General features: G+C 69.6%; 22 protein-coding genes, 1 tRNA gene and 1 riboswitch. Of the genes, 11 read left to right on the top strand and 12 right to left on the bottom strand.

The features are described from left to right. Positions 1 to 40: 40 nt before the first annotated feature. The 5 genes from AB7M35_RS20825 to AB7M35_RS20845 all read right to left on the bottom strand — a co-directional run bounded on the left by AB7M35_RS20825 (position 41) and on the right by AB7M35_RS20845 (position 4,729). Positions 41 to 1,279: an LVIVD repeat-containing protein gene (locus AB7M35_RS20825; RefSeq protein ID WP_453962411.1), complete on the bottom strand. Its 1,239-nt coding sequence runs from the start codon at positions 1,277 to 1,279 to the stop codon at positions 41 to 43. Beyond that, positions 1,266 to 2,312 carry a CobW family GTP-binding protein gene (locus AB7M35_RS20830; RefSeq protein ID WP_453962412.1) on the bottom strand — a complete coding sequence of 349 codons (1,047 nt, stop codon included), beginning with the start codon at positions 2,310 to 2,312 and terminating at the stop codon, positions 1,266 to 1,268. Before AB7M35_RS20830 ends, AB7M35_RS20825 begins: the two co-directional genes overlap by 14 nt. Further along, complete coding sequence (locus AB7M35_RS20835; RefSeq protein WP_453962413.1) at positions 2,309 to 2,683, bottom strand: cupin domain-containing protein; 375 nt, start codon at positions 2,681 to 2,683, stop codon at positions 2,309 to 2,311. The genes AB7M35_RS20830 and AB7M35_RS20835 overlap by 4 nt, the downstream gene beginning before the upstream one ends. A gap of 47 nt (positions 2,684 to 2,730) precedes the next feature. Beyond that, positions 2,731 to 3,555 carry a creatininase family protein gene (locus AB7M35_RS20840; protein WP_453962414.1) on the bottom strand — a complete coding sequence of 275 codons (825 nt, stop codon included), beginning with the start codon at positions 3,553 to 3,555 and terminating at the stop codon, positions 2,731 to 2,733. 85 nt (positions 3,556 to 3,640) lie between these two features. Further along, the gene (locus tag AB7M35_RS20845) at positions 3,641 to 4,729 is read right to left on the bottom strand and encodes a Gfo/Idh/MocA family protein (RefSeq protein WP_453962415.1); all 1,089 of its coding nucleotides are present in this window, start codon (positions 4,727 to 4,729) and stop codon (positions 3,641 to 3,643) included. 208 nt (positions 4,730 to 4,937) lie between these two features. Between AB7M35_RS20845 and AB7M35_RS20850 the strand changes: the two genes are divergently transcribed. Then, entirely contained in the window at positions 4,938 to 5,624 is a 687-nt protein-coding gene (locus AB7M35_RS20850; protein ID WP_453962416.1) for a GntR family transcriptional regulator, read from the top strand. A gap of 54 nt (positions 5,625 to 5,678) precedes the next feature. On the opposite strand, the gene AB7M35_RS20855 is transcribed toward AB7M35_RS20850, so the two are convergent. Beyond that, positions 5,679 to 7,070, bottom strand: a complete 1,392-nt coding sequence (locus AB7M35_RS20855) for an MDR family MFS transporter (RefSeq protein ID WP_453962417.1) — start codon at positions 7,068 to 7,070, stop codon at positions 5,679 to 5,681. A gap of 431 nt (positions 7,071 to 7,501) precedes the next feature. Here AB7M35_RS20855 and AB7M35_RS20860 point away from each other — a divergent pair, with 431 nt between their 5' ends. Together AB7M35_RS20860 and AB7M35_RS20865 are read left to right on the top strand one after the other, a co-directional pair. Further along, positions 7,502 to 8,479 carry an NAD(P)-dependent oxidoreductase gene (locus AB7M35_RS20860; RefSeq protein ID WP_453962418.1) on the top strand — a complete coding sequence of 326 codons (978 nt, stop codon included), beginning with the start codon at positions 7,502 to 7,504 and terminating at the stop codon, positions 8,477 to 8,479. Positions 8,480 to 8,606: 127 nt separating this feature from the next. After that, a tRNA-Ala gene (locus AB7M35_RS20865) sits at positions 8,607 to 8,682 on the top strand. Between the two features lie 160 nt (positions 8,683 to 8,842). On the opposite strand, the gene AB7M35_RS20870 is transcribed toward AB7M35_RS20865, so the two are convergent. From AB7M35_RS20870 to AB7M35_RS20885, 4 genes are all read right to left on the bottom strand, one after another. Beyond that, positions 8,843 to 9,841: a HupE/UreJ family protein gene (locus AB7M35_RS20870; RefSeq protein WP_453962419.1), complete on the bottom strand. Its 999-nt coding sequence runs from the start codon at positions 9,839 to 9,841 to the stop codon at positions 8,843 to 8,845. Then, positions 9,838 to 10,668: a peptidylprolyl isomerase gene (locus AB7M35_RS20875; protein WP_453962420.1), complete on the bottom strand. Its 831-nt coding sequence runs from the start codon at positions 10,666 to 10,668 to the stop codon at positions 9,838 to 9,840. Before AB7M35_RS20875 ends, AB7M35_RS20870 begins: the two co-directional genes overlap by 4 nt. A 76-nt stretch (positions 10,669 to 10,744) precedes the next feature. Then, a complete protein-coding gene (locus tag AB7M35_RS20880) occupies positions 10,745 to 12,670 on the bottom strand; it encodes a DUF3604 domain-containing protein (protein WP_453962421.1) in 1,926 nt (641 codons plus the stop codon). Between the two features lie 281 nt (positions 12,671 to 12,951). Next, complete coding sequence (locus AB7M35_RS20885) at positions 12,952 to 13,494, bottom strand: hypothetical protein (RefSeq protein ID WP_453962422.1); 543 nt, start codon at positions 13,492 to 13,494, stop codon at positions 12,952 to 12,954. Between the two features lie 442 nt (positions 13,495 to 13,936). On the opposite strand from AB7M35_RS20885, the gene AB7M35_RS20890 reads away from it, so the two are divergent. The 5 genes from AB7M35_RS20890 to AB7M35_RS20910 all read left to right on the top strand — a co-directional run bounded on the left by AB7M35_RS20890 (position 13,937) and on the right by AB7M35_RS20910 (position 16,842). After that, on the top strand, positions 13,937 to 14,710 hold the full coding sequence (locus AB7M35_RS20890) for a ferredoxin--NADP reductase (protein WP_453962423.1): 774 nt from the start codon (positions 13,937 to 13,939) through the stop codon (positions 14,708 to 14,710). A 45-nt stretch (positions 14,711 to 14,755) separates the two neighbouring features. Beyond that, the gene (locus AB7M35_RS20895; RefSeq protein WP_453962424.1) at positions 14,756 to 15,085 is read left to right on the top strand and encodes a hypothetical protein; all 330 of its coding nucleotides are present in this window, start codon (positions 14,756 to 14,758) and stop codon (positions 15,083 to 15,085) included. Beyond that, on the top strand, positions 15,082 to 15,366 hold the full coding sequence (locus tag AB7M35_RS20900; RefSeq protein ID WP_453962425.1) for a hypothetical protein: 285 nt from the start codon (positions 15,082 to 15,084) through the stop codon (positions 15,364 to 15,366). Before AB7M35_RS20895 ends, AB7M35_RS20900 begins: the two co-directional genes overlap by 4 nt. 19 nt (positions 15,367 to 15,385) lie before the next feature. Further along, positions 15,386 to 15,601, top strand: a riboswitch (cobalamin riboswitch). Between the two features lie 47 nt (positions 15,602 to 15,648). After that, complete coding sequence (locus tag AB7M35_RS20905) at positions 15,649 to 15,840, top strand: CbtB domain-containing protein (RefSeq protein ID WP_453962426.1); 192 nt, start codon at positions 15,649 to 15,651, stop codon at positions 15,838 to 15,840. Positions 15,841 to 16,089: 249 nt separating this feature from the next. After that, positions 16,090 to 16,842 carry a CbtA family protein gene (locus tag AB7M35_RS20910; protein WP_453962427.1) on the top strand — a complete coding sequence of 251 codons (753 nt, stop codon included), beginning with the start codon at positions 16,090 to 16,092 and terminating at the stop codon, positions 16,840 to 16,842. A gap of 10 nt (positions 16,843 to 16,852) precedes the next feature. Here the strand turns inward: AB7M35_RS20910 and AB7M35_RS20915 are convergent, their stop codons facing one another. Further along, positions 16,853 to 17,872 (bottom strand): AraC family transcriptional regulator, encoded by a 1,020-nt coding sequence (locus AB7M35_RS20915; protein ID WP_453962428.1) that lies wholly within the window; start codon positions 17,870 to 17,872, stop codon positions 16,853 to 16,855. Between the two features lie 221 nt (positions 17,873 to 18,093). Between AB7M35_RS20915 and AB7M35_RS20920 the strand changes: the two genes are divergently transcribed. The 3 genes from AB7M35_RS20920 to AB7M35_RS20930 all read left to right on the top strand — a co-directional run bounded on the left by AB7M35_RS20920 (position 18,094) and on the right by AB7M35_RS20930 (position 21,777). Next, positions 18,094 to 19,155 (top strand): hypothetical protein, encoded by a 1,062-nt coding sequence (locus AB7M35_RS20920; RefSeq protein WP_453962429.1) that lies wholly within the window; start codon positions 18,094 to 18,096, stop codon positions 19,153 to 19,155. A 13-nt stretch (positions 19,156 to 19,168) separates the two neighbouring features. Further along, the gene (locus tag AB7M35_RS20925) at positions 19,169 to 20,173 is read left to right on the top strand and encodes a hypothetical protein (protein WP_453962430.1); all 1,005 of its coding nucleotides are present in this window, start codon (positions 19,169 to 19,171) and stop codon (positions 20,171 to 20,173) included. Between the two features lie 254 nt (positions 20,174 to 20,427). Continuing rightward, positions 20,428 to 21,777, top strand: coding sequence for a phenylacetate--CoA ligase family protein (locus tag AB7M35_RS20930; protein ID WP_453962431.1), 1,350 nt, complete (start codon positions 20,428 to 20,430; stop codon positions 21,775 to 21,777). A 138-nt stretch (positions 21,778 to 21,915) separates the two neighbouring features. On the opposite strand, the gene AB7M35_RS20935 is transcribed toward AB7M35_RS20930, so the two are convergent. Then, positions 21,916 to 23,637, bottom strand: a complete 1,722-nt coding sequence (locus AB7M35_RS20935) for an SH3 domain-containing protein (protein ID WP_453962432.1) — start codon at positions 23,635 to 23,637, stop codon at positions 21,916 to 21,918. Positions 23,638 to 23,639 lie beyond the last annotated feature (2 nt).

Genomic DNA, 23,639 nt, shown 5'->3' on the forward strand with positions numbered 1-23,639 from the left:
CTCCGAGGAGGGCCAGAGAGAGGCCGCGGGTCGCCGGGAACTAGAAGTCGGCTTCCATGCAGTAGAGGCCCCCGGTGAAGCGCTCGGCGCCGTAGACGATCCGGCGCTCGTCCACGTAGACGTCGTTCATCTGCGAACACCCCACCGGCGAGCCTTCCGGCGCCGGCGGCACGCAGAAGCCGATTTCCTTCGGCTGCAGCGGATCGGCGATGTCGTAGATGCGGATGCCGCCGTTGAAGATCGCCGCGAAGATGATCGTCTCCGAGCGGAAGCTGTACGGCCCCGGCTGGTTTTCATGGACGTTGTGGGAGCCGAAGCGGCCGCCGCGATGGCCGAAGTCCGCCAGCGGCGGCAGCGGCATGGTGGATATCGGCACGAGATTGGTTTCCACCCGCGCGTCCACCACCCAGGTCATCTTCGGCCAGTCGGCGGCCTCGTTCTTGATGGACTCGTCGGTGACGATCAGCAGTTCGCGGTCGATCAGCGGCAGCACCGTGTGCATGAAGCCGTTGTACGGCGGATGCGGGTTCCAGTGGCTGATCTCCTTCGGGTTGGCGGGATCGGAGATGTCGAGGATGAACATCCCGCCGTCGAGATAGGAGACGTAGGCCCGGTCCGGCCGGTCCGGATAGACGTTGGTGTTGTGGGCCCGGAACGCCGTGTCGAAGCGGGGATGGCGGGCCGGCGGCGGGGCGCTGTCGCCCTCGCGCACGCCCGGATACCACCAGCGCCCGATCTCCACCGGCTTGGACGGGTTGCGCACGTCGATGGATCGGTAGAACTGGCAGTCGCGCCGGTCGCGCGGCTTGAAGTCCGGCGCGCCACCGGAGAAGTGGATCGTCTCGCCGTCGACGAACCAGAGCTGGTGGACGCCCATCGAGTGCGGCCCCGAACAGTCGTAGAAGGCGACCCGCTTCGGCGTCTCCGGCACCGACACGTCGAACAGCTCGATGCCGGCCGGCGTCATGTCGAGGCCGGGATCGCCGAGGCCCTTCTCTCCGAGCGTCTGGTAGGCGACGGCGAGCAGATCGCCGACCACGTCGAGGGAGTTGGAGCGCATCCGGTTGTGGGCGAGGTCGGTCTGCACGACCACCTTCGGGTCGCGCGGATCGCTGACGTCGACGCCGGTGAAGTTCTTCGGCGGCCCCTCGTGCGCCAGCCACATGATGCGGCGTCCGTCCCTGGTCATCTGGATCGACATGCCTTCGCCCAGCCCGCCGTAGCCGCCCAGGCGGTTGTGGCCTATGATGCGCATGTTGCTTGCTTCAAGCGATGCCATGGGTGGTCGTCTCCTCCCTGAGAGCATGATGCGGCGGGGCCGGCGGCGGACAGGCGCGGGCGAGGCTCGCCTCGATCCCGGGCCGCAGGTCCGCGTCGAGCCCGGATGCGATGAACACGAGCCGGGTCGCCGGGCGTTCGTCCGGCCAGCGCGGCAGCCGGGCCGGCGGGGCGAGCCGGTGATGGACGGCCTGGACCAGGATGGGCCGGTCGGTCTCGCGCACCCAGGCGAGCCCCTTCACGCGCAGGATCGTGTCGCCGCGCAGCGACAGCACGCTGGCCAGCCAGTCGGCAAGCGGGGGCCACGGCAGCCTGTCGGTGCGCTCCAGCACGACGGTGCGCGCGCCGTGCGCGTGCGCAGCCGAAACGCTGCGTTCGATGCGCGTTTCTGCGCGCGCGGGCGCCAGAAGCGCAGCGGCGAGGTCGGTCTCCGCGTCGCGCACGACGATCTCCGCCGTCGGGTTCAGCGCAGCGATCCGCGCGTGCAGCATCTGCAGCCGGTTGGTGTCGGCAAGATCCGCCTTGGTGACGATCACCCGGTCGGCGAACAGCACCTGCCGGCGCGCCTCCTCGTGGGCGGAGAGGTCGGCGTCGGCGTGCAGCCCGTCGACGGTGGTGGCCACCGCCTGCAAGTCGAAGCGCTGGCGCACCCCGGGGTCGGCGGTGAAGAGCGACACCAGCGGACCCGGGTCGACCAGGCCGCTCGTCTCGATCACCACGTGGGAGAGCGGCGGCAGCGCCCCGGCCGCGACGCGCTCGGAAAGGGTCATCAGGGTGCTCCTGAGGTCGCCCCGCACGGCGCAGCAGGCGCAGCCGTTCTCCAGCACCACCGCGCCGTCGAGCGCCCGGTCGACCAGCAGATGGTCGAGGCCGACGGCGCCGACCTCGTTGACGATGACGAAGATGCCTGTCTGGGCAGGGTCGGAGAGTAGGGCGTTCAGGAGCGAGGTCTTGCCGGAGCCGAGAAAGCCGGTCAGCAGCGTGACGGGGATCCGTCCGGCCGCTGGCGCCGCCTCGGACCTCGCCCCCGTCATCCGAGTTCGACGGTGCCGGGCCGGATGTCGGGCACCGGAAAGAAGCACAGCATCACCAGCGGCTCGGTCCCGGTGTTGCTGGTGGCGTGCGGCTCGTCGGCCGGCACCAGGATGGTGTCGCCGGGACCGACCGGAAGCCGCGTGCCGCTGCCGGCCCGCATCTCGCCGCGGCCGGAGAGGATGTGGATGCACTCCTCGTAGCCCTGGTGCAGGTGCTGGGTGCGCGGCTTCGCGCCGGGGTCGGGAACCGGGATCTCGACGCGGCGGAACGTCACCTGGGCCGAGCCGCTGCCGCCCCAGACGATCTCGCGCGCGCTGCGGCCCGCAAGGCCGACCTGCGGCGCATCCTCGAGGCGGATCACCTTGGCCATGTCCGTGTCCCTCCGCCGGTGCGTCCGCACCGGTCCCATGCGGCGTGTCAGGCCGTCTTCTTCAGGTCGGCCACGCGGGTGCCGCCGCCCTGCACGCTGTCGAGCTGGCGGAAGATCTCGCGCGCCTCGGCGGCGATGGTGTCGGCGATGTCGACGATCATCTGGCGGCCGCGTTCCACGGTCGCCGGCTTCGGGTCGCCGTACCAGCCGCGCGGCTCGATCGACCGGATGTCGGTCAGCACCGGCTGATAGTTCCGGTTGCGGCGCAGCTTGTCCATCTTCGAGCCGAGCGTCTTGTTGCTGCCGTCCTCAGCCCGGTCCAGGTGGACGAGGTCGGGCCGGTGGGCGAGCACCGCCAGCGCCTCGATCTCGCCGGCGTGGGTCAGTCCCCCGCAGGTCGGACCGTAGAGGTCGGCGGCGACGTAGCAGGCCTGTACCGTCACCACCGACAGGCCGTGGTCGCGGTGGAGCGATTCCGCCGCCAGCGCCAGCGGCGCGCTGTTGCCCTCGTGCCAGTTGACGATGAGGAGCTGCTTGGCGCCGTGCCGGGCGGTGGAGATGCAGGTGTCCTTGACCACCTGCATGTAGGTTTCCGGCGAAAGGGAGATGGTGCCCTCGAACGGCATGTGCATGGGCGTGACGCCGAGCGGGCCGCCGGGCAGCACGAGGCCGTCCATCCGCTCGGCGAGCGCGTGGGAGACCTCGTTGGCCGCGTAGATGTCGGTGCCCGTCGGCAGGTGGTTGGAGTGCTGCTCGACGCTGCCGGCCGGCAGGATGACCAGCGGGTTCTTGGCGAGCTGGGCAGCGATCTCGGGCTGCGTCAGTTCGATGAAATAGCGCGTGGGAAGCGCGCCGGGTGCGGACGCCGTCATGCCGGTACCGTTCTCCTGGGTGTCCGGGGCCGGGGCGGGGGGCGGTTCAGCCCCGCACGCCGATCCGGCCTCGGGATTGGTCCGATCAGGCGGCGTCGCGCTCGGCTGCGACGTCGGCCCGGGCTTCGTCCATCACGTCCGACAGCGGGACGAGGGCGCCGTTGCGGTCGACCGAGCGCAGCGCCGCGTAGACGACGGCCAGCGCCACGTTGCCGTCCGATGCCGACAGCTCCTTGATCTCGCCGGTGCGGCAGACCTCCGCGAACATCTCCAGCTCGTCGACGAACATGTTCGCCTTCGGCATCTCGATGACCTCGCGCTTGCCGTAGCCGTCCTTGCCGCGCTGGATGTACAGCGTGGACGTCTCGTGCAGGTTCGACGGGTCGTCCCAGCTGCTGAAGTCGAGCTCGTAGTGCATCAGGCCCTTCGAGCCGAACACGCGGATCGAGTAGATGCCCGGCGAGGTCCAGCAGCAGCCGACATAGGCGACCTTGCCGTCGGCGAACTTCATCAGCGTCATCGACTGGTCGTCGACCTCCGCGCCCACCGGCGACAGCTTCGAGGCGATGGAAGACACCTCGGAAATCTCGCCGCCCAGATAGTGGAGCGCATCGAACTGGTGGATGCCGAGCTGCGAGAGCGGGCCGCCCGGCGCCTTGTCGCGGTACCATCGCCACGTCGACGGCGTCAGCTCGAGCGCGCGCTCGTTGGAGAAGTTCGCCTCGATGAAGGCGACGCGGCCGAGCTCGCCGGCGTCCATCGCCGCCTTGATCATGCGCGTGCCCTTCAGGAGCCGGGCGCTGTGGCCCACCATCAGGCGGATGTTGTGGCGCTTCTGGAGCGCGTCCATCTTCAGGCCGTTGGTCAGCGTGTTGGCGATCGGCTTCTCGGTGTAGATGTGCTTGCCGGCCGCGGCGACCTGCTCTGCCACCGGCAGGTGCTGTTCGTTCGGCACCGTCAGGATGCAGCCGGAGATCTCGGGGTTGGACAGCAGCTCGTCGAGCGAGGCCACGGTGGCGATCCCGAAGTCGGCCTCGTAGGAGGACCGCTTCTCTTCCGAGCGGCTGTGGCCCGCAACGATTTCGAACTTGTCGCTGGTCTGGGCTGCCCGCGTCAGGACCTTGGCCCAGCGGCCCAGTCCCACGATCCCGATCTTCACCGGCTTGGATGTCATCGTCTGCTCCCCGATCGATTGTCGGGCGCCGGATGCGTCCGGTCGCCCGTTCCGGCCGTTGTCCCGGCCTTTTGCGTACAAATATCAAACTCTGCATGCCGGTGATTCCACCGGGATGCGGGATGCTCTAAGGCTAGGGTCATGGTCTGACTGAAGCATACCATAATACCGTATTATGAAGCGGTCAATCAGCCGAAGGAGACACGCAGTGGCTGTGGAAGACACCAACGCTATCGACATCGTGAAAGCGGTCGCGCCGCTGCGGCTTCAGGTCGTCGAGGGGCTGCGGCGCGCCATCATCGCCGGCCGGCTGGCGCCGGGTCATCGCCTGACCGAGCGGGAGCTGATGGCGATGATGTCGGTGTCGCGAACGGTCATCCGCGAGGCGCTGCGGCAGCTGGAGACCGAGGGGCTGGTGGCGATCGTTCCGAACCGCGGCCCGATCGTGCGCGAACTCACCAAGGCGGAGGCCAACGACCTCTACCAGATCCGCTCGGTGATGGAGGGCTTCGCCGCCCGCCTGTTCGCCGAGAACGCCTCGGAGGCCGACGTCGCGCGGCTGGAGGGCGAGCTGAACGCGGTCGAGAAGGCCTACGCCGCCGGCGAGACCGAGACGATCCTGGAAACCAAGAACGCCTTCTACCGGATCATGTCGGAGGGGGCGGGGTCGCCGACGCTGGCGCAGATGCTGGACACGCTACACGCGCGCATCTCGCGCTGGCGTGCGCTGGGGCTCAGCCACCCGGACCGTCGGGGCGGACGCTCGGCCGAGACGGTCGACAATCTGCGGGCGGTGATCGCCGCCATCAAGGCGCGCGACCCGGACGAGGCGGAGGCGCGCATGCGCGTGGAAACCCGCCAGGCCGCCGAGGAGGTCCGCCGGCTGCTGGGTTGAGCCGCGCGGCAGGGCGCAGGACTGTCTCCGGTCGGGCGCGCCCGGCCGCGGCGATCAGCTCCGTCCGCGCAGCGGCCGTTCCTCCAGCTTGATGAGCGCGACGAGCGCCGCCGACAGCGTGACGGCGGCGACCGCGAAGATCCACCGGAAGGCCGACACCAGTCCGGCCGGGTCGTCGATCTGCCGGCCGAGGTTCTCGATGCTCGCGTCCTGTCCGGCGGCGGTCAGCAGGATGGCGCCGAAGACGGCGGCCATGATCGCCCCGCCGAACTGGCGGAAGAAGGTGGACGAGGCGGTGGCGGTGCCCATCTGGTGCGGCTCGACGGCGTTCTGGATGGCCACGATGGTGACCGGCAGGGCCGTGCCGATGCCCAGGCTGACGAGCCCGAGGGCCGCCGACAGCAGCGCCCCGGACATGTGCTGGAAGCCGAACGCCATCACCGCCATGCCGACCACCGCCCACGCGAGACCGATGATGGCGACGCGCTTGTAGCGGCGCAGGTAGTACATGCCGTGGCCCGCCACCGTTGCCCCGACGACGGCGCCGATCATCAGCGGGATGACCGCCAGGCCCGACTGGCTCGGCGAGTAGCCCAGCAGCGTCTCGAACAGCAGCGGGGTCACCACGGTCAGGCCGATGAAGCTGCCGGTGGAGAAGAAGGCGGCGATGGCCCCCGTGGCCACCACCGGGTTGCGCAGGATGATGACCGGCACCAGCGGCTCGGGTGCGACCCGCAGCCGAAAGGCGAACAGCCCCCACAGCACCAGCGCCGTGCCGAACAGCGTCAGCGTCGTCGACGACAGCCAGCCGTGGCTGTTGCCGGACCAGGTCAGCGGCAGCAGCATGGTCACCGTCGCGGCGATCAGCAGCACTGCGCCAATGCCGTCCAGCCGGTGCGGCCGCTCGTGGCGGGGCAGGCGTCCCAGCGCCGGCCAGCCGATCACCGCCGCCACCGCCGCCAGCGGCAGGTTGATCCAGAAGATCAGCGACCAGTCGAAGAAGTCGGTCAGCGTGCCGCCGATGACCGGCCCGGCCAGGCTGGCGAGCGCATAGACCGCCGTGATGTAGCCCTGGTAGCGGCCGCGATCGCGCGCCGGGATGGCGTCCGCCACGATCGTCATCGGCACCGCCATCAGGCCCCCGGCGCCCAGGCCCTGCAGGGCGCGCGCCAGCACCAGCGCCAGCATGGTCGGCGACAGCGCGCAGGCGACGGAGCCGACCGTGAAGATGCCGAGCGCCAGGAACAGCGCCACCCGCCGGCCGCGGATGTCGGCGTACTTGCCGTAGAGGGGCGCCGTCGCCGTCGCCATCAGCATGTAGGCCGTCACGACCCACGGCAGGTAGGCCTCGTCGCCGAGGTCCGCGGCGATCGTCGGCAGGGCGGTGACGATGACCGTCTGGTCGAGCGCCGCCAGGAACATCGCCAGCATCACGCCGATGAGCACGATCCGGAGGTCCCGGCCCTCGAGAAAGGATCCGTGTGTCGGGGCGGACGGGGAGGCGGGAGACGGATCGGACGGCATGGTCACCTGCGACTGCGAACGAGGGCGCTTCGGCCGATCCGCCGGTCCCGCGACCGGAATGGCCTTGCGGGAGCGGCAGGAAGACCGGTATTACGGTCATACGGTCTACGTCGGAACGCCGCGACCGGATCGGTGCCGCGGGCGGAGGCGTCGGCGCGCATTGCGGCGATCATCCGCAAAACAGCCGGACAGAAAAGCGGAGGGTGCGCGGTCCACGGGCCCTCCCGCAGGTCTCGAATCGCCCGGATCATAGCGCGATCGCGGGGCGGACGGGCGGCTTCGATGGCCCGCCATCCAAGCGGCCGCACGGCCGATCCGGCGTCGCCGGGACCGCAACGAGGGGGAACTGCCGAATGAGCTGCGATGTCGTCTGCCTGCGGCCGGAAGCCGATTTCCTGAAGGTCGGGGTGACACCGCCCGAAGGCCTCGCCGTCGCGTATCGCGCGCCCGACGCGGAGGATGTGCCCGCCCTCGTGGCGTCGGCGAGGGCGGTGCTGATCCCGGCGGTGGGCCCGGCGCTCGCCGCCTCGCTCTTCGAGGCAGGCAGCGTGCGTCTGGTGCAGGTGACCGGCGCAGGCGTCGACCGGCTCGACCGGGCCGGGATGGAGGCGCTCGGCATCGCCGTCGCCAACGTGCCCGGTGGCAGCAACGACGCGCTCGCTGAATACGCCATCGCGACGTCGCTGGTGCTGCTGCGCCGGTTTGCCCAGTCGACGCGCGCGCTCCGCGAGGGCCGCTATGCCGCCCACCGCGCCGAACTGGTCACGGCGCTGCCGCGCGGCCTGGGCGAGCTCACCGTCGGCGTCGTCGGGCTGGGCACCATCGGCCTCGACGTCGCCCGCGGCTTCCACCGGATGGGCGCCCGCATCCTCTATTTCGACCCGGCGCCGCGCGACCCCGACGGCGCGGCGGCGATCGGCGCCGAGAGCACCGACCTGGCGACGCTTCTGCGCAGCGCGGACGTGGTCACCCTGCACGTGCCGCTGCTGCCGGCCACCCGAGGGCTGATCGGCGCGGATGAGCTGGCATCGATGAAGCCCGACGCGGTGCTGATCCAGGCCTCGCGCGGCGGCATCGTCGACGAGGACGCGCTGGCGGCGGCGCTGTCGGCCGGCGCGATCGCGGGAGCGGCCGTCGACGTCTACGCCGAGGAGCCGCCGGCCGCCGGCCATCCGCTGTTCGCCCTCGACGGGGACGCCGCCGACCGGCTGATTCTCACCCCCCACATCGGCGGCGTGACGCGGCAGGCGTGGGCGAGCCTGTTCCGGACCGCCTGGGACAACGTGCAGCGCGCCGTCGAGGGGGGAGCGATCCGGCACCGGGTCTACTGACCGGCCGCGCGCGGGCACCGGCTTCGGTGGATCGGTGGCGCGGGGGCATCCAAGTGCCTTGACACGAGGTGCCGGCGCACCCTACATCCGCGATGCTTTCCGAGGCCAGACGCCTCGCGAAGCCCCGGGGGCCGTAGCTCAGATGGGAGAGCGCTGCAATCGCACTGCAGAGGTCAGGGGTTCGATTCCCCTCGGCTCCACCAATCCCCCAGGAATTCCCGGCTGACCTGAAGCCGTTGAGTCCGAAGGCCCGGGCCGTCCGTGGGCTGTGCGGACGCGTGAGCCCTGCCGGGCATGGCGGCCATTGACCGCGTTGCACGAGGCCTCCGGACCAGCCCCACCGGGCGACCGGGGCGGCCCTTTTCAGAAGCCGCTGATCCTGTCGATCACCCAGAAGGCCGCGGTGCTGCCGATGGCGTAGCTCGCCACCCGGGTGCAGCGCGGCCCTTGCGCCGTGAGTACGGGGATCATCGCGCGCACCGCGAAGCCCGCGGCGAGCACCACCGCGATGAACATGAGCTGCCCCAGTTCCACCCCGGCATTGAAGGCGAACAGGGCGAGCGGCACGTCGCCTTCCGGCAGCCCGATCTCGCGCAGAGCGCCGGCAAATCCGAGGCCGTGGATCAGCCCGAAGCCGAAGGCGACGATCCAGGGAAACCGGTCGGTGAGCGGATCGCGCCGCTCCGGCGGCAAGGCCAGCTCGTAGGCGAGGAAGACGATCGACAGAGCGATCACCGCCTCCACCGGCGGCGACGGGATCTTCAGCAGTCCGAGCGCGGCGGCGGCAAGCGTGATGCTGTGGGCAAGCGTGAAGGCCGTCACCGCCCACAGGAGGCCGCTCGGCGTGCGGATCAGAAGGATCAGGCACAGCACGAACAGCAGGTGGTCGACACCTTCGAGGATGTGCGTGATGCCGAGCACGACGTAGCTGGTGAGCACCTCCAGTACGTCGGCGTCGGCCGGGACGACGAAGGCGGTTTCGGTCGCGGTGAGCCGGCGGACCTGGGTCTTGCCCGGCTCGGGCTCGTAGCGAACCAGCGCGTCGGTGCCCGTCCTGTCCAGCCCGTCGATGCCGATCCTGCCCCCCGACAGCCCGCCGGGGCAGGTCACGATCCACGAAGTCAGCCAGGCGCGCCCGTCGAACGCCGCCGCAGCGAGGGGCGCGCCGGAACACCCATCCGGCAGCTGCGCGGCAAGCGCCATCGGGCTGCCCCCCACGTCGGGCACCCGCCATGTGACGCGCCAGCGGTCCTGGCCCAGCGCTTCGAGGTTGAGGTAACCGGGATCGAGTGCATGCGCGGACACCGCCGAGGGCAGCAACGCGTTGAAGGTGAGGAACAAAGCCAAGACGAGGCGGGTCATTTCCCCAGAACCTCCTCGGCCGGCGGCAACGTGACCGTATAGCGGCCGAGCAATTGCTTTCCGAACGCCTCTCGCGTCTGCCTGGTCTGATCCGCGCGCCACTCGCGTTCGACGAGCGTGCGAATTTCCGAAAGCGGCGGGAGCCGGGCGGCGCTACGTCCGGTCACACGCACCAGATGCTGGCCATAGCCGCTCTTGACCGGCCCCTGCCAGGCACCCACCGGCAGTTTGGCAAGCGCCGATGCAAACTCCGCTCCGAAAATCCGGCCTATGACCGGAACCTGCGTCATTGGCATCGACGCCGGCAGCAAGCCGACCTCGCCCATTTGCGCTGGGTTGGAGCCGCCATCGAGTGCGACCTTTATCGCGACGGGATCCTCGGCCGGCGACAGCAGGACTTGCGAGAACGCGACCTCGGCTGGCTGCTCAAACCTGTCGGGGTTTGCATCGACATAGGCTTGCAACTGGGCATCATCGGGCTTCTGCGTTGAAGCGCCGGACTCTGCCAGAAACTGCATCTTCAAGACCACCCGCTGCCGGATGACCGGATCGCCGCGGTCCAGGCCCAATGTCAGCCCCTCGCGCATCAGGGCCTCTTCCGTGGCCCACTTGTGCATGAGCTCTTTCAGTTCTTCCGCACTGGGAGGGCGGTTCCATGCCGAGTTGAACTGGGCGACCAGGCGCGTTGCGTCATCCCGGCTCATCGTGATCGCATCGGCGGGCGACACAGCGGGCTTCGGGTCGATCAGTCGATAAGCCCCGAAAATACAGGCTCCGAGGACAAAAAAGTGCACCAGCGGCGATCTGAGGAAGGACTTGACGGCCATCAAGTATTTGTTCCCTGGTCATCCGTCTTACGAGAAGGTCGGGGCGGTTGCTCGGCCGTCCCGCAGGACGAGGGAACTACATTGCCGGCGTGTACCAGATCGGCGAGGTGTAGGCGCGCTCGGTGACCTCCATGGTGGCGTCGGCCGGGAAGTCGGCGTCCTTGAAATAGGCCGCGTCGTAGGCGGTCCAGCGCGGCGTCGGGATCTCGATCACCCGGGCGTAGTAGAAGGCCTTGAGCGACGGATCGAACTCCGGGTCCTGCCACACGGTGATCAGTTCGGGCGCGCCGATCGTGTTGGTCCAGGTGGCGTTCGCAACGTCCACGGTGTTCCCCACCAGCGGCACCTTGCCGTCGGCGTCGGGGGTGCGGTCGCCGGACCAGGCGACATCGAAAATCTTCTCCTGCAGCCCGCCGTCCGCATCGACCCAGCCCTTGATGATCTGGATGCGATCGAGATTTCCGGAGAACGGATCCTTGAGCGCGGCCACCAGGAAGCTGGGCGCCCCGGTGGGCTGCGTGGGCGGCGTCAGGTCTCCGCCCATCGGCACGCCCTTGGCGTAGCCGATCGTGGCCGGCGTGCGCCCGAGCGCATCCTCGGGAACGAAATCCCAACCGCCGAAGAAGCGCACGAAGATCCGCGGGCCGGTCGTGCCGTACACCTCCTTGCGTTTCATCGCGTCCCAGATCGCGGCGCGGGTGTTCTCGCTCGCCCAGACGGCGGTGAGCCCCGAGGCGCCGAGCTGCCAGTCCTTCACCGTGCGGCCCTCGAAGTCGAAGGCGTTGCCGGTCGAGCGCTCCGGTCCCGGCTCGCTGGCCGGGAACTTGCCGAAGAAGTTGTTCTCCTCCGCCGACGAGATGCCGGTGTGATCGTCGGTGGAGCCGACGAGCCCGAACTTGAACGGGTTGGTGCCGAGCTCGTCCTCCAGCTTCAGCCCGCGCTTCAGCGCCTCGCGGGCGTATTCGTACTGGATCATGCCCGGCTGTTTGGGCATCACGTTGAGGTTGCCCTTGTCCCAGATCTCGAAGTCGGCGAACTCGTCCGCCGGCGCCAGCGAAGGATGCTGTTCGGAGGTTCCCTTGCTCTGGGTCACCTCGTAGAGCGGCTCCCACTTGTTGCGCCGGATGGCCCAGTCGGCGTCGATCGGCTTGCCGTCCGGCGTTTCGGTCGCGAACATCAGGCCGTTCGACAGGTTGCCGTTGTGCGGGATGGCCAGCAGCCGCCCCCCGGTGGTCTCCTCGTAGGACTCCATCCAGTCCCAGAGCTTGTTCGGGAGCTCGGTGTCGAAGGTGGTCAGCGGCCGGACCTGGTCGGCGAGCGCCTTGCCGTCGCGGTAGATGATGTTGCGGTGGAGGTTGTTGCCGCCGCCGTAGTTGGAGGTCCATTCGTAGCCGATCAGGGCGGTGAAGGTGCCCGGATCGTCGTGGCTCTCGACGATCTCCGTCATCTTTCGCCAAATATCGAACTGGGTGTCCTTGTCGGTCATCGCGGCGGGAAGCTTTCCCGCGCCCTGAAGGATGATCATCTCCATCACCACGGCAGTCGCCGCGTCGCCGCCCTTCTTCATGCCGTCGTGCCAGCCCTTGAGAACCGGATCGGCCAGAAGCGCCGGGTCGCCGCCGTAGATGTTCGCGACGACGCCGAGCGCGTCGGAATGGTCGGCGACCACCATCCAGTCGTAGGGGCGCGAAAGCTTGACCCGCTGGCCGGTGTTCGAGGTGATCTCCTCCCCCTTGGCGTAGCGCAGCGCCTCGTCCGGGCCGACGCGTGTACCGCCAGCGAAGGCATCCGGCGACCACGAGGTGTGCAGATGTTGCTCTCCCCACAGCGGGCGGGTCGGGAAGTCGCGCCCCGCGTAGGGGGAATAGCCCGGCTGCTTGAAGAAGCGCTCGACCTGGGACGCCTCGATCGTGCCGGCGTCGGTGGTCACCGCGTCCTGGGCGAGCGCCGGGCACGCGACGAAGGTGGAGGCGAGAACGAGGAAAATGGAGCGCCGTGGCATGTGCAAGTCTCCCGCGTCACAAGAGAGCTTCGATGTCTGACTTCGGCACGCGTCTTTCGGCTGGGAGGGCCTATCTATCGTTGCATTTTAGCACATTCGTGATTTAGGGCGATTCCATTCGCACGGCGCTGCCCATCGGGGACCGGCTGACGCGGTGCGCGGGCATCCCGCGCTCGGCACGCGGTTTGGGCGCCCTTGCGACCGCAGGTGCAGGGTTGCGAACGGCCGGTCCGGGGAGGCATGCCCGGAAGGGGGCCCGGGCGCGCAGGGGGAGCGGCGGACTACTTCTTTTCGACGATCTCGATCGTCCCTTCGGGGAAGGTGATGTCGGCGAACTCGGGGTAGGCTTCCTTCAGGATCGCCTTCTGCTGTTCGTTGTCGAGACGCACGAGGTACCATTTCCCGCCATCGGCGAAGGCCAGCGTGTGGGTCTTCGTCTCGACCTTGCCGACGGTTTCTGCCTGCATCACCGTATGCGTCGGCACCAGAAGATAGGTGCGCCCGGTGGCGCTCTCGCCGACCTCGGCCGTGTCCAGGTCCATGCCGAACGAGACGATGGTGACGTCGGCCATCGCCTGCTCGATCTGGGTGGCGAGCCCTTCCTTCAGCTTGTCGAGCGGCACGCCGGCCTTGTCGGCGATGAATGCCAGCACCTTCGGCGGCACGACGTCGACGATCTGGTCGGTGTCGTTGGCGCGGATCGCCGTGTCGAAGGTCTCGACGCGCGTCTCCAGCGCCGCCCGATCCTGCGCCGGCAGTTCGAGGGCGAGGGCAGGGCCGGCGAGAACGAGCAGGGTGAGAAGGCCGAGGCCGGGAGCGCGCATGAAGGATCCTTTGTCGCTTGCGGGTGCCGGGGCGGCAGGGCGCCGGCCCGGATCAGGGGCGCCCCGCCGTATGCCGTGGCGGGACGGCAGCCCTTCAAGCCGGAGATCGTGACCGGGGTAAGACGCGGCCCGATATCGACGGTCCGGCGCGTCTCGCGGCGCCTTTCGGCGAGGGACTTGAGATGGCGCAAGGACATCCGAGCCCTCTTGCGCCCAGGTTGCCGGACGGGCATTGAGTAAAACTTGCCCTTGACCACCCCGTGCGGAAGCATGACTTACCTTTTCAGGCGCGGGCAGCACGGTCTACAAGCGCACCACGCCTGCGCGGGTCCCGGGACCCGCGCGCGGGCCACGACATGACGGCCAGAGCACCGCACAGCCCGGGCAGGGCGGCGGACGGCCACAGCGGGCGAGCGGCCCGCGCGACCAGAAGGACAGATTGATGGCGGCCATCAACGAAGAACGCGTCCTCTCCGTCACCCATTGGACGGATTCGCTGTTCTCCTTCACCACCACCCGCAGCCCGACCTTCCGCTTCGAGAACGGCCAGTTCACGATGATCGGCATGAAGGTGGACGGCAAGCCGCTGCTGCGCGCCTATTCCATGGCGAGCGCCAACTACGAGGAGGAGCTGTCCTTCTTCTCCATCAAGGTGCCGAACGGCCCGCTGACCTCGCGGCTGAAGAACATCGCCGTGGGCGACCCGATCCTGGTCGGCGAGAAGGCCACCGGCACGCTGGTCCAGCACGCGCTGCTGCCCGGCCGCACGCTCTACCTCTTCGGCACCGGCACCGGCCTGGCGCCGTTCCTGTCGGTCATCAAGGATCCGGAGGCCTACGAGCGCTTCGACAAGGTCGTGCTGGTCCACGGCTGCCGCCAGGTGCGCGAACTCGGCTACGGCGAGAAGATCGTTTCCGAACTGCTCGAGAGCCCCTATCTGGGGGACGTCGTGCGCGACAAGCTGCTCTACTATCCCACCGTGACGCGCGAACCCTTCAAGCACCGCGGCCGCATCACCGAGCTGGTCGAGACCGGCAAGCTCACGTCCGACCTCGGGCTGGAGCCGTTGTCGCCGGAGGCCGACCGGGTGATGCTGTGCGGCAGCCCCGGCATGCTGGCAGACTGCGGAAAGCTCCTGGAGGGGCGCGGCTTCGACGAGGGGTCGAACGCCAACCCCGGCCATTTCGTCATCGAAAAGGCCTTTGTTGAAAAATAGCGGGCCCGTCCGTCGGCACCCCGCCAGCCACGAGGTGCCTCGCCCATGATCGCCCGCCTGTCCGTGCTTACGCTGCTCCTCTTCGCCGTGCCGGCGCACGCCCAGGAATTCCTCGGCCACTTTTCCACCGGGCCGAGCTGCCAGGGGATGGACGCCGAGATCTCCAAGTCGCGGGTGGCGATCGGTCCCTTCGAGTGCAAGGTCAAGGAGATCCGCTCCCGCGCCGACGGGATGTTCCGGGTCGAAGGCATCCAGTGCACCGACGAGGGTGATGCGGCGGGAAGCGCGACGCTGTTCGGCAAGACGGCCGGCGGCAAGGTGTACTTCTCCTGGAAGGGGGATCCGGACATCCGCCTCTATCGCTGCGACCGGTGACGGAGACCGGCGGGGACCGCGCCGCCGTCTGGCGCACGGACCTCGACGCGCTGGAATTCGCGGTCGGGGCAGGGGCCGCCCTCGTGCACCGACTCGCCTTCCGCGCGCTGCTCGACGGCCCCGCCACAGCCGAATCCTGCATGGCCTTCTTTGCCGCCAACCACGGTCTTTTCCGGGCTGCCGCCGAGGCGAAGATCGCCAGGGCAGGCCTGCCTTCCGACGCCCGGTTTCACCTCACCAGCCGCGATCTCAGACGCGCCGTTTACCCCCGCTCCGATTGACATGCTGCGGCGCACCGGCTTATCTCGTTGGTGCGTTGGTTCTCGCGGGACGAGAGTCCCCGGGATGAAAAGGGAACACGGTGAGGACGACCCAAAAGGGGCCGAGACCGTGGCTGCCCCCGCAACTGTGAGCGGTGAGTGTCCGTTCGTTTCTGCCACTGGCCATTGGCCGGGAAGGCTGAACGGAGATGGTGACCCGCAAGCCAGGAGACCTGCCAAGCGCGACACTGGCCGGACGTCCGTCCGGCCCGTCCTTGCTCATGCTTGACCGGGAGGGTCAATATGTCCCCGACTTCAGCTTCCGCCTCTTCCTCTTCCATCCGCGTCTCCCGCTCGTCCAGTGCCGTCGTCCAGGCGCTGTCGGCGATGCTCCTCGGCGTGTTCGTCATCGGCGTGGCCGGGTTCACCCAGCTGCCCGCCGTGCACAACGCCGCCCACGACATGCGGCATTCGAACGCTTTCCCCTGTCACTGACATCCGGTCACCGACCGGGTCTGAGATTTTCCTGACGTCCGGACGCCCCGTGCGGACCGGCGTCTCTCATGTCATGATGTCGGCCGTGCGGCCGGACGCTCCGGAGGCCTTCCCGGTCGGGCGATGACGCCCGGTCGTGCGAAAACGGGTCCCGGGCGAGCAGCTTGAGCCTGTTTCCGCGCTCGGATGATCCGGGGTGGAGACGGTCAGGGTGCGTTCGGCGCGCAAGGCGGCCACAGGGAGCCGTTCATGTCCATTTTCCGTCCCATCGTCTTCACCGCCGTCCTCGCGGGCCTTCTGGTCGGCCTCGCGGTGACCGTCGTCCAGCACTTCGGAACCGTGCCGCTGATCCTCGCCGCCGAGGTCTACGAGAACGGCGGGGAAGCCGCACACGACCACGGCGCCGCCGGCAGCGACCATGGCGCCGCGCCCGCCGAGACCGAGGCGGCCGCCCACCACGAGCCGGCCTTCTGGGCGCCGGCCGACGGGCTCGAGCGCACCGCCTATACGACGCTCTTCAACGTCATAACCCAGGTCGGCTTCGGCCTGCTGCTAACGGCGGGGCTGGTGTTGTCGCGGCGCGCGATCACCTGGCGCGAAGGCTTCCTCTGGGGGCTCGCCGGCTTCGTGATCTTCTCCTGGGCGCCGGCGCTGGGGCTTCCGCCCGAGCTTCCCGGCATGCCGGCGGCCGAGCTCGGCGCGCGCCAGGCGTGGTGGATCGGCACGGTGGTGGCAACCGCCGTCAGCCTCGGCCTGATCGCCTTCGTCCGCTCGCCGCTGGCCGCCGCCGCGGCCGTGGTCCTCTTCGCCGTCCCCCACCTGATCGGTGCGCCGATGCTCGCCGAGATGGAGACCGCCGTGCCGGAGGCGCTGGAGCACCGCTTCGTGGTGGCGGCGCTGATGACGACGCTGTTGTCCTGGTCGCTGCTCGGCGGGCTGGTCGGGGCGCTCTTCCACCGCTTCGCCGCCGGCGAGACGGCGGACGGCATCGCGCACGCCTGACCTCCGGGTCTCAGCCCGTCCGGAACCGGCGCACGGTCTCGGACGGGCTCTCGCCGTAGCGCGCCTTGTAGCTTCCCGCGAACTTGCTCAGGTGGTCGAAGCCGCAGTCGGTGGCGACGTCGGTCACCGTGCGGCCGCTGCGGGCCGCCTCCATCAGGTCACGTCGGGCGAGATCCAGCCGCACCTGTCGCACATAGGCGATCGGCGTCAGCCCCAGATGGTGCTGGAACGCCTTGTGCAGGGTGCGCGGCCTGACCCCGGCCGCCTCGGCGATGTCGTCGAGGCGCAGCGGCTCGCGGGCGTGCACCTTGATGAACTCCTCCGCCCGCGACAGCGCCTGCGGCCGGGCCGATCCGGCATGGATCAGCCACCCGCCGGCCGAATGGTCGAGCGCCGTCAGCATCAGGTCGGCGAGGACCGCGCCGGCCCGTTCCGCCAGCCGCGGATGGGCCCAGCCGACGTCGCCCGCGCGGGCATCGCCGGCGAGCGCCCTCAGGAAGGCGAACAGGCTCGCGGTGCGGGCCTCCTCGACGGTGGGTGACGGCGCGAACAGCACCGGTTCGAGCGCCGTCCGATCGGCCTCCGGCATCCGGCCGGTCTCCTCCGCGCGCCATCCGGCGACCGCGGTGTCCAGCAGCGAGCGGTCCAGCCGCACGATCAGCTGGGTGCAGGAAGCGTCCCACGTCTTCTCGGTGCGGCGGTCGGGGTTGACGACGAACAGGCCGCCGGCGCGCACCGTCTGTTCGAGGCCCTCCTGCCGGTAGGTCGCTGCCCCCTCCAGCGTCCACTGCAGCATGTAGAAGTCGCGCAGCGGCGGCATCCCGATCACCGTCTCGGTGCCATAGGTGAGATGGTTCAGCGACAGCCCGCCCACGCTGGCATGGCTGTGGCGGAAGCCCGGCAGGTCGGTCGCGGTCGTCAGGTCGTGTGTGCGGAAGAAGCGCGCCACGTGCCGCCTGGCCAGCCCGGGCGAGGCGCCTTCGACGGCGGCGTGGGCCGAAAAGGGCTGGGGCGGATTCAGGACGGTCATGCGCTTTCCGGTCTCCGGTCCCGTGGTCGCAAGGCGGCTTTCGAGGCCAATCCACCGGCCAAGCCTGCCGTGATCCTGTGCGATCTGGCGCAATCTATTGCAGCGGGCCGAATTGGGCTAGAGGGGCGCGATCGGGCTAGTCAGCGGGGGCTGCGGCCGACATCATAACGGTTCCAGAGTGTGCTCCGGGTCCGCGCGCCGGATCCAGCGAAAGGGCTTGAATGGATTCCGCCGCCGTCAAAGCGCTCGCCATGGAACTCGGGGCCGATCTTGTCGGCATCGCCAGCGCGAAGACGCTGAACGCGTTCCCGCCGGATCCGCGCTGGCCGCAGACGCCCGAGCGCATCTCGCCCCACTGCAAGAGCGTCATCGTCATCATCTCGCGCATTCCGGTGGCGGTGTTCCGCGCCAAGGCGTCGGCGGCGGTCCAGTACATGGACATGCTCGTGCTGCGGCGGATGGACATCATCGCCCACAAGCTCGCCGAGGCGCTGGAGCGGGACGGGCACCCGTCGTTCGTCACCGCCGCCCAGGAAACCGACTGGGACCTGAAGACCGCCTCCTACGGCCGGCTGTCGACCCGTCATCTGGGCATCGAAGCCGGGCTCGGCACGTTCGGCCTCGAGGTCAACATCCTGACGCCGGAGTTCGGGCCGCGCATCTACCTCACCGGCATCCTGACCGAACTGGAGCTGGAGCCGGACCAGCGCATCACCGAGCAGGTCTGCATCGGCGAATCCTGCTCGCGCTGCCTCTATTCGTGCCCGACCGACGCGGTGAAGCACTTCGGCATCGACAAGCGCGCCTGCGCCACCGCCGCCCAGGAATTCGGCTTCATGACGTCGCTGGGCGTCTTCGAGGAGATGATCGACACCGACGACGATGCGCGCCGCAAGGAGATCGTGGAAAGCCGCGACATCTACGGCTTCTGGCAGGGGCTGCTGCGCGTCGTGGGATCCTTCGGCGACTGTCCGCGCTGCCTCGCCGTCTGCCCGGTCGGCAACGACTACCATGCACACCTGGCCGGCCCGCAGAAGGTGATCCCGGAAAAGACTCCGGAGAAGGTCGATAAGGCGAAGGCCTTCAAGGAGGCGCGCAAGGCGGGCGAACCGATCGCCGGGCTCGACGAGTGGAACCGCCGCTGGGTGGGCGAGGACGGCTACCAGGGCCTCGTCGCCCGCCAGCTGCAGGCCTTCAAGGCGGCGCAGAAGGCCCGCGCCGACGCCCATGCCGAAGCGGCCGTGGCAGCCGATGTCGCCACCGACCCAGACGCCGAGCGCTGAGAGAGAACGCCAGATGGTCACCGTCTTCCAGGAGCCGATCACCGGCGCGGACGTCAAGGACAAGGCCCGCGCGCTCGGCGCTGATCTCGTCGGCATCGCCGATTCCGCCGCGCTCAACCAGAACCCGCCGGATCCGTCCCGCCCGAAGCGGCCGATGGACATTTCCGACTACGACGCCGACCGGGTGATCGTGCTGGGCAAGCGCCTGTCGGCCGGCACCACGCGGCTGCCGCGCTGGGACGAGCGCCACCAATACTACAACGACGAACTGGCGCTGACCGCCATCGAGGCCGTCTCGCTGGAGCTGGTGCTGTGGCTGGAGGACCAGGGCTATCCGGCCCTGATCGTGCCGCCGACCCACGTGGATCCGCTGGACTATCGCGGCGATGCGAGCGCCGCCCTCGGGCCGATCCTCTCGCTTCCCCATGCGGCGGTGGAGGCCGGTCTCGGCACCCTCGGCCTCAACCAGATGCTGCTGACGCCCGAGTACGGGCCGCGCGTCATCCTCACCGCGGTGCTCACGTCGGCGCCGCTGGAGGCCGACACCCGGCGCACCGAGGCGCTGTGCCTGGGGGCCTCGTGCGGACGCTGCCTCTCGGCATGCCCGGGCGATGTCATCCGCCATTTCGACCGCGACTGGGAGGCCTGCCAGACCTACCGCTCGCCGCACGGCTTCCACGCGCTCGCCGACCACATCGGCCGCATCATCGACGAGCCGGACCCGGCCAAGAAGAAGGCGATGCTGCGCTCCAAGGACCAGTTCTACCTGTGGCAGTCGATCCTGCGTGGCGCCGGCGTGGTGACCGGCTGCCGTCGTTGCCAGGATGTCTGCCCGGTCGGCGACGACTACGCGCGGCTGGCCGACGTGCTGGCCGAGATCGCCGAGGATACGCCGGAGAAGCGTGCGCGGCTGGCCGAGATGGTGGCGGCGGAACGGGCCGGCGACATGCCAGCGGCCTACCGGGCGGCCGAACGCTGGATCGGCGAACTGACGGCCGAGGGCGCGCTGACGGAGTGAGCACGGGCTGCGCGGCGGGCGCACGGCCCGCGGGCGCGGCTGCCGGATCGGGAGGGGAAGGCGGACGGGGGATGGGGAGATAGCCCGTCCGCCGCTTCTCCCGGCAGGGAAACCGGCGCTGGACGAGATGGGGAGGGGGACGGTGGACGGGCGTTGGGAGGCGCCCGTCCGCCACTTTTCGCGGAGGCACGGCGGACGATCCGTCTGTCTTCGGCGTGTAATGGATGCGGGCGGGACCTTAGGAGGGGCAGGCGGTGAACCAGGGTCTGATGCTGCCGGAAACGGCCGAGGCGCTTACCGCCACCCAGCGCGCCGGCAGGCGCCGCGCCGTGGAGCGCGCGCTGCGCGCGCCGTTCTGGCGCGCCCGCCTGAAGGGCGTGGACATCGACAGGCTGGACGAGCCGGGCGAATGGGCGAAGATCCCGATCCTCACCAAGGAGGAACTGCGGGCGCTCTCGACCGAGGCCTTCTACGCCGACTTCTGCACCGCCGGCCGCCGCGACACCGTGGAATACTGGCGCTCCGGCGGCTCCACCGGCCGGCCGCTGTTCTACCCCCGCACCGAGGCCGACCTCGCCGCCGCCATGGCGGGCTTCCGCCGGGTCTATGCCTGCGCTGGCGTCGGACCCGACGACCTCGTTCACATCTCGCTGCCGCTGGGCATCCACCCGGCCGGCCACATGTGCGCCCGCGCGGCCGAGGCCGAGGGCGCCGCGGTCATGTGGGTGGGCGCCGGCAACGCCGCGCCGTCGGCGATGCAGCTCGACCTGATCCGCAGCTTCCGCCCGTCGGTCTGGGTCGGCATGTCCAGCTACGCGATCCATCTCGCCAACCTCGCCGCCGCCGAGGGGCTGCGCCTGTCGGACTGCGGCATCCACACCGTCATCTGCACCGCGGAACCCCTTTCGGCGGCCAAGCGCGCCAAGCTGTCGGCGCTGTGGGGCGCGCGCGTGATCGATTCCATCGGCATGACCGAGATGATGATGATGGGGGCGGAAACGGCGCCCGACGGGGGCTTCCGCATCTGGACCGACTTCGTGTTCCCCGAGGTGGTGGACCCGGAGACGTTCGCGCCGGTCGCGCCCGGCGGGGAGGGGCTGCTGGTGGTGACCTCGCTTGCCACCAACGCGGCGACGCCATTCCTGCGCTGGAACACCGGCGACGTGGTGCGCATTGCCGAGCCGGAGCGCGCCGGGCCCGGCTGGAACCCGCTCTATCCGGCGGAGCTGCGCGCCGACAACGACGGCCGCCGCCCCGTCGACCCGCGCTTCGCGCTGTTCCCGGTAATGCGCCACGCCCACCGCACCGCCGGCTTCTTCAAGGTGCGCGGCGTCAACATCGGCCATGCCGACTTCGAGGACATGATGTTCGCCGAAGCGGCCGTGGCCGACTTCCGGGTCGAGGTGCTGGCGACCGACGGCAACGACGTGCTGCGCCTGCATCTGGAAACCGACGCCGACCCCGCGGCGCTGGGCACCCAGCTCGCCGCCCGCGTCCGCCGCACCTTCGAGGTGACGCCCGACCTCGTCTGGTGCGCCCCCGGCACCATCGCCCGCGCCTTCGAAAGCTCGGTCAAGGCGGCCCGGTTCGTGGACCTGCGCTGAGCAACCCCCTGGACAAGTGCTCTTGCGCTTTTCCGTCCGGGCGAAGCAAAGCCAGGCGAAGTGGGCACCGGTTCGCCGTCCGGCACCGCGTCGGGGCGACGGCTTCAGGCCGCCAATTTTATCCCCGGATGCAACGGCCTACCGCTGCAGGCCGCTGGTCGAGGCCCAGCCTTCCAGCCCGTTCCAGCGCACCTGGCACCAGGGCTTCCGGGTGCGTCCGTCGTCCGACTGCCGGCATGTCTCGACAAGCACGACCACCCGCTCGGCGCCGGCCGGAATCGCGCCGATCACCGGGTGACTGATCCCGGCGCCGCTGCGGACGTTGAGCTTGAAGTCCGAGACCTCGTCGGGGATGCGGGCGTAGACGAATGGCTGGTCCTCAGATGCCGCGGCCGGCACATCCTGCGGCAGGATCAGGCCCGACGTGGACGCCCAGCCTTCCAGGCTGTTCCAGCGCACCCGGCACCACGGCTTCCGCGTGCGTCCGTCGTCCGACTGGCGGCACGTCTCCACGAACACGACCACCTGCTCGGTGCCGGCGGGGATCGCGCCAATCACCGGGTGATCGAGCCCGGCGCCGGTGCGAACGTTCAGCTTGTAGTCGGCGGATTCGTCGGGGATGCGGGCGTACACGAACGGCTGGTCATCGGATGCCGCGGCCGTCGCAACCGGCGGCAGGATCAGCCCCGACGACGAGGCCCAGCCCTGAAGCCCGCGCCATGTCACGGGGCACCACGGCTTCTGGGTCCGACCGTCCGGTGCCTGCCGGCAGGCCGTCTCGTCGACCACGACGCCGCTCGCGCCGGCCGGGATGGAGCCGATCACCGGATTGCTCACTCCGGGTCCGCTCCGCACGTTCAGAAAGCCGTTGCCGATCCGCTCCGGAACCCGGGCGAGGCGGCCGGAAGGGGCGGCGGCAGGGGCCGGTTCGCTCACGCCTGGCAGCGACACCGGCTCCGGCGCGGGCTCCTCCGGCGGCGTCAGGGGCATCGGATTCTGGCGGGCAACGGCGGCGGCCGGCTGGTCCAGATAGGGCGCGATCCGTTCGTAGACCGCATCCATTGCCGTCGCGGTGTTGAAGGACGACCGGCTGTCGCCGGTCAGGCCGCCCGAATGATGCAGGGCGACGACCTGGAATTCGGTCGAGAGGACGAGTGAGCCGGAACTGCCGCCCAGCGTGTCGCAGCGGTGGCGGAACTCCGAGCCGATATACGCATCTCCCGCGTAGGCCTTGCAGCGGAAGCGCGACAGCCGCAACGGGAGCCCGGCCGGGTGATGATAGATGAACAGCGACTGGTTGGGCACGACCCGCACGGGGGTGAGGTCCACGAAGCCGTAGGTGTCGCCGGGATGGCCGGACACCCTGACCAGCGCGAAATCGAGCTCGCGGCTCGTCACAACCGTCCGCGGGTCGACGCTGTAGGCGTCGACGTCGTCCTGGTCCTGCCGCAGGTATCCGAGATGGAGCAGCGCCTTGTGGACGGTGCCGCTGAGGCCCGGAATGCAGTGGTAGTTGGTGAGGGCGAGGTCGCGGCCGACCAGCGTCGCGGTGCAGGTGCCCGTGCCGGTGCTTCCGTCTTCGTCCTCGATCAGCATCTGCAGCCTGCCGACCGGGCGCGAGCGCTGGCGGAAGAGCTCGCTCTCGTTGAAGTCGGCCAGCGGTTCGAAGGCCGCGTTCTGCTGGGCGCGGATGAAGTCGTCGTTGCCGCCGAGCGATTGGTTGAAGCGAAGGTTGACGTTGCCGAACTGATCCGCCGAAAACCGATCCTGCGCCACCGCCGGGCCGGCGGCGATACCGATGGCGACGGCCGCCGCCATGGCCGTGGATGGCGCGCTCGCCCCCCAAAGTCCCTTCAGCATCG

Source organism: Amorphus suaedae (assembly GCF_053629675.1).

What these genes read in the sequence shown, in the direction of transcription:
- AB7M35_RS20840 (WP_453962414.1), bottom strand. Translation starts at nt 3,555, where the DNA reads ATGACGGCGTCCGCACCCGGCGCGCTTCCCACGCGCTATTTCATCGAA.
- AB7M35_RS20925 (WP_453962430.1), top strand. Translation starts at nt 19,169, where the DNA reads ATGGTCACCGTCTTCCAGGAGCCGATCACCGGCGCGGACGTCAAGGAC.
- AB7M35_RS20860 (WP_453962418.1), top strand. Translation starts at nt 7,502, where the DNA reads ATGAGCTGCGATGTCGTCTGCCTGCGGCCGGAAGCCGATTTCCTGAAG.
- AB7M35_RS20880 (WP_453962421.1), bottom strand. Translation starts at nt 12,670, where the DNA reads ATGCCACGGCGCTCCATTTTCCTCGTTCTCGCCTCCACCTTCGTCGCG.
- AB7M35_RS20830 (WP_453962412.1), bottom strand. Translation starts at nt 2,312, where the DNA reads ATGACGGGGGCGAGGTCCGAGGCGGCGCCAGCGGCCGGACGGATCCCC.
- AB7M35_RS20825 (WP_453962411.1), bottom strand. Translation starts at nt 1,279, where the DNA reads ATGGCATCGCTTGAAGCAAGCAACATGCGCATCATAGGCCACAACCGC.
- AB7M35_RS20905 (WP_453962426.1), top strand. Translation starts at nt 15,649, where the DNA reads ATGTCCCCGACTTCAGCTTCCGCCTCTTCCTCTTCCATCCGCGTCTCC.
- AB7M35_RS20835 (WP_453962413.1), bottom strand. Translation starts at nt 2,683, where the DNA reads ATGGCCAAGGTGATCCGCCTCGAGGATGCGCCGCAGGTCGGCCTTGCG.
- AB7M35_RS20935 (WP_453962432.1), bottom strand. Translation starts at nt 23,637, where the DNA reads ATGCTGAAGGGACTTTGGGGGGCGAGCGCGCCATCCACGGCCATGGCG.
- AB7M35_RS20875 (WP_453962420.1), bottom strand. Translation starts at nt 10,668, where the DNA reads ATGGCCGTCAAGTCCTTCCTCAGATCGCCGCTGGTGCACTTTTTTGTC.
- AB7M35_RS20885 (WP_453962422.1), bottom strand. Translation starts at nt 13,494, where the DNA reads ATGCGCGCTCCCGGCCTCGGCCTTCTCACCCTGCTCGTTCTCGCCGGC.
- AB7M35_RS20845 (WP_453962415.1), bottom strand. Translation starts at nt 4,729, where the DNA reads ATGACATCCAAGCCGGTGAAGATCGGGATCGTGGGACTGGGCCGCTGG.
- AB7M35_RS20870 (WP_453962419.1), bottom strand. Translation starts at nt 9,841, where the DNA reads ATGACCCGCCTCGTCTTGGCTTTGTTCCTCACCTTCAACGCGTTGCTG.
- AB7M35_RS20890 (WP_453962423.1), top strand. Translation starts at nt 13,937, where the DNA reads ATGGCGGCCATCAACGAAGAACGCGTCCTCTCCGTCACCCATTGGACG.
- AB7M35_RS20920 (WP_453962429.1), top strand. Translation starts at nt 18,094, where the DNA reads ATGGATTCCGCCGCCGTCAAAGCGCTCGCCATGGAACTCGGGGCCGAT.
- AB7M35_RS20915 (WP_453962428.1), bottom strand. Translation starts at nt 17,872, where the DNA reads ATGACCGTCCTGAATCCGCCCCAGCCCTTTTCGGCCCACGCCGCCGTC.
- AB7M35_RS20910 (WP_453962427.1), top strand. Translation starts at nt 16,090, where the DNA reads ATGTCCATTTTCCGTCCCATCGTCTTCACCGCCGTCCTCGCGGGCCTT.
- AB7M35_RS20895 (WP_453962424.1), top strand. Translation starts at nt 14,756, where the DNA reads ATGATCGCCCGCCTGTCCGTGCTTACGCTGCTCCTCTTCGCCGTGCCG.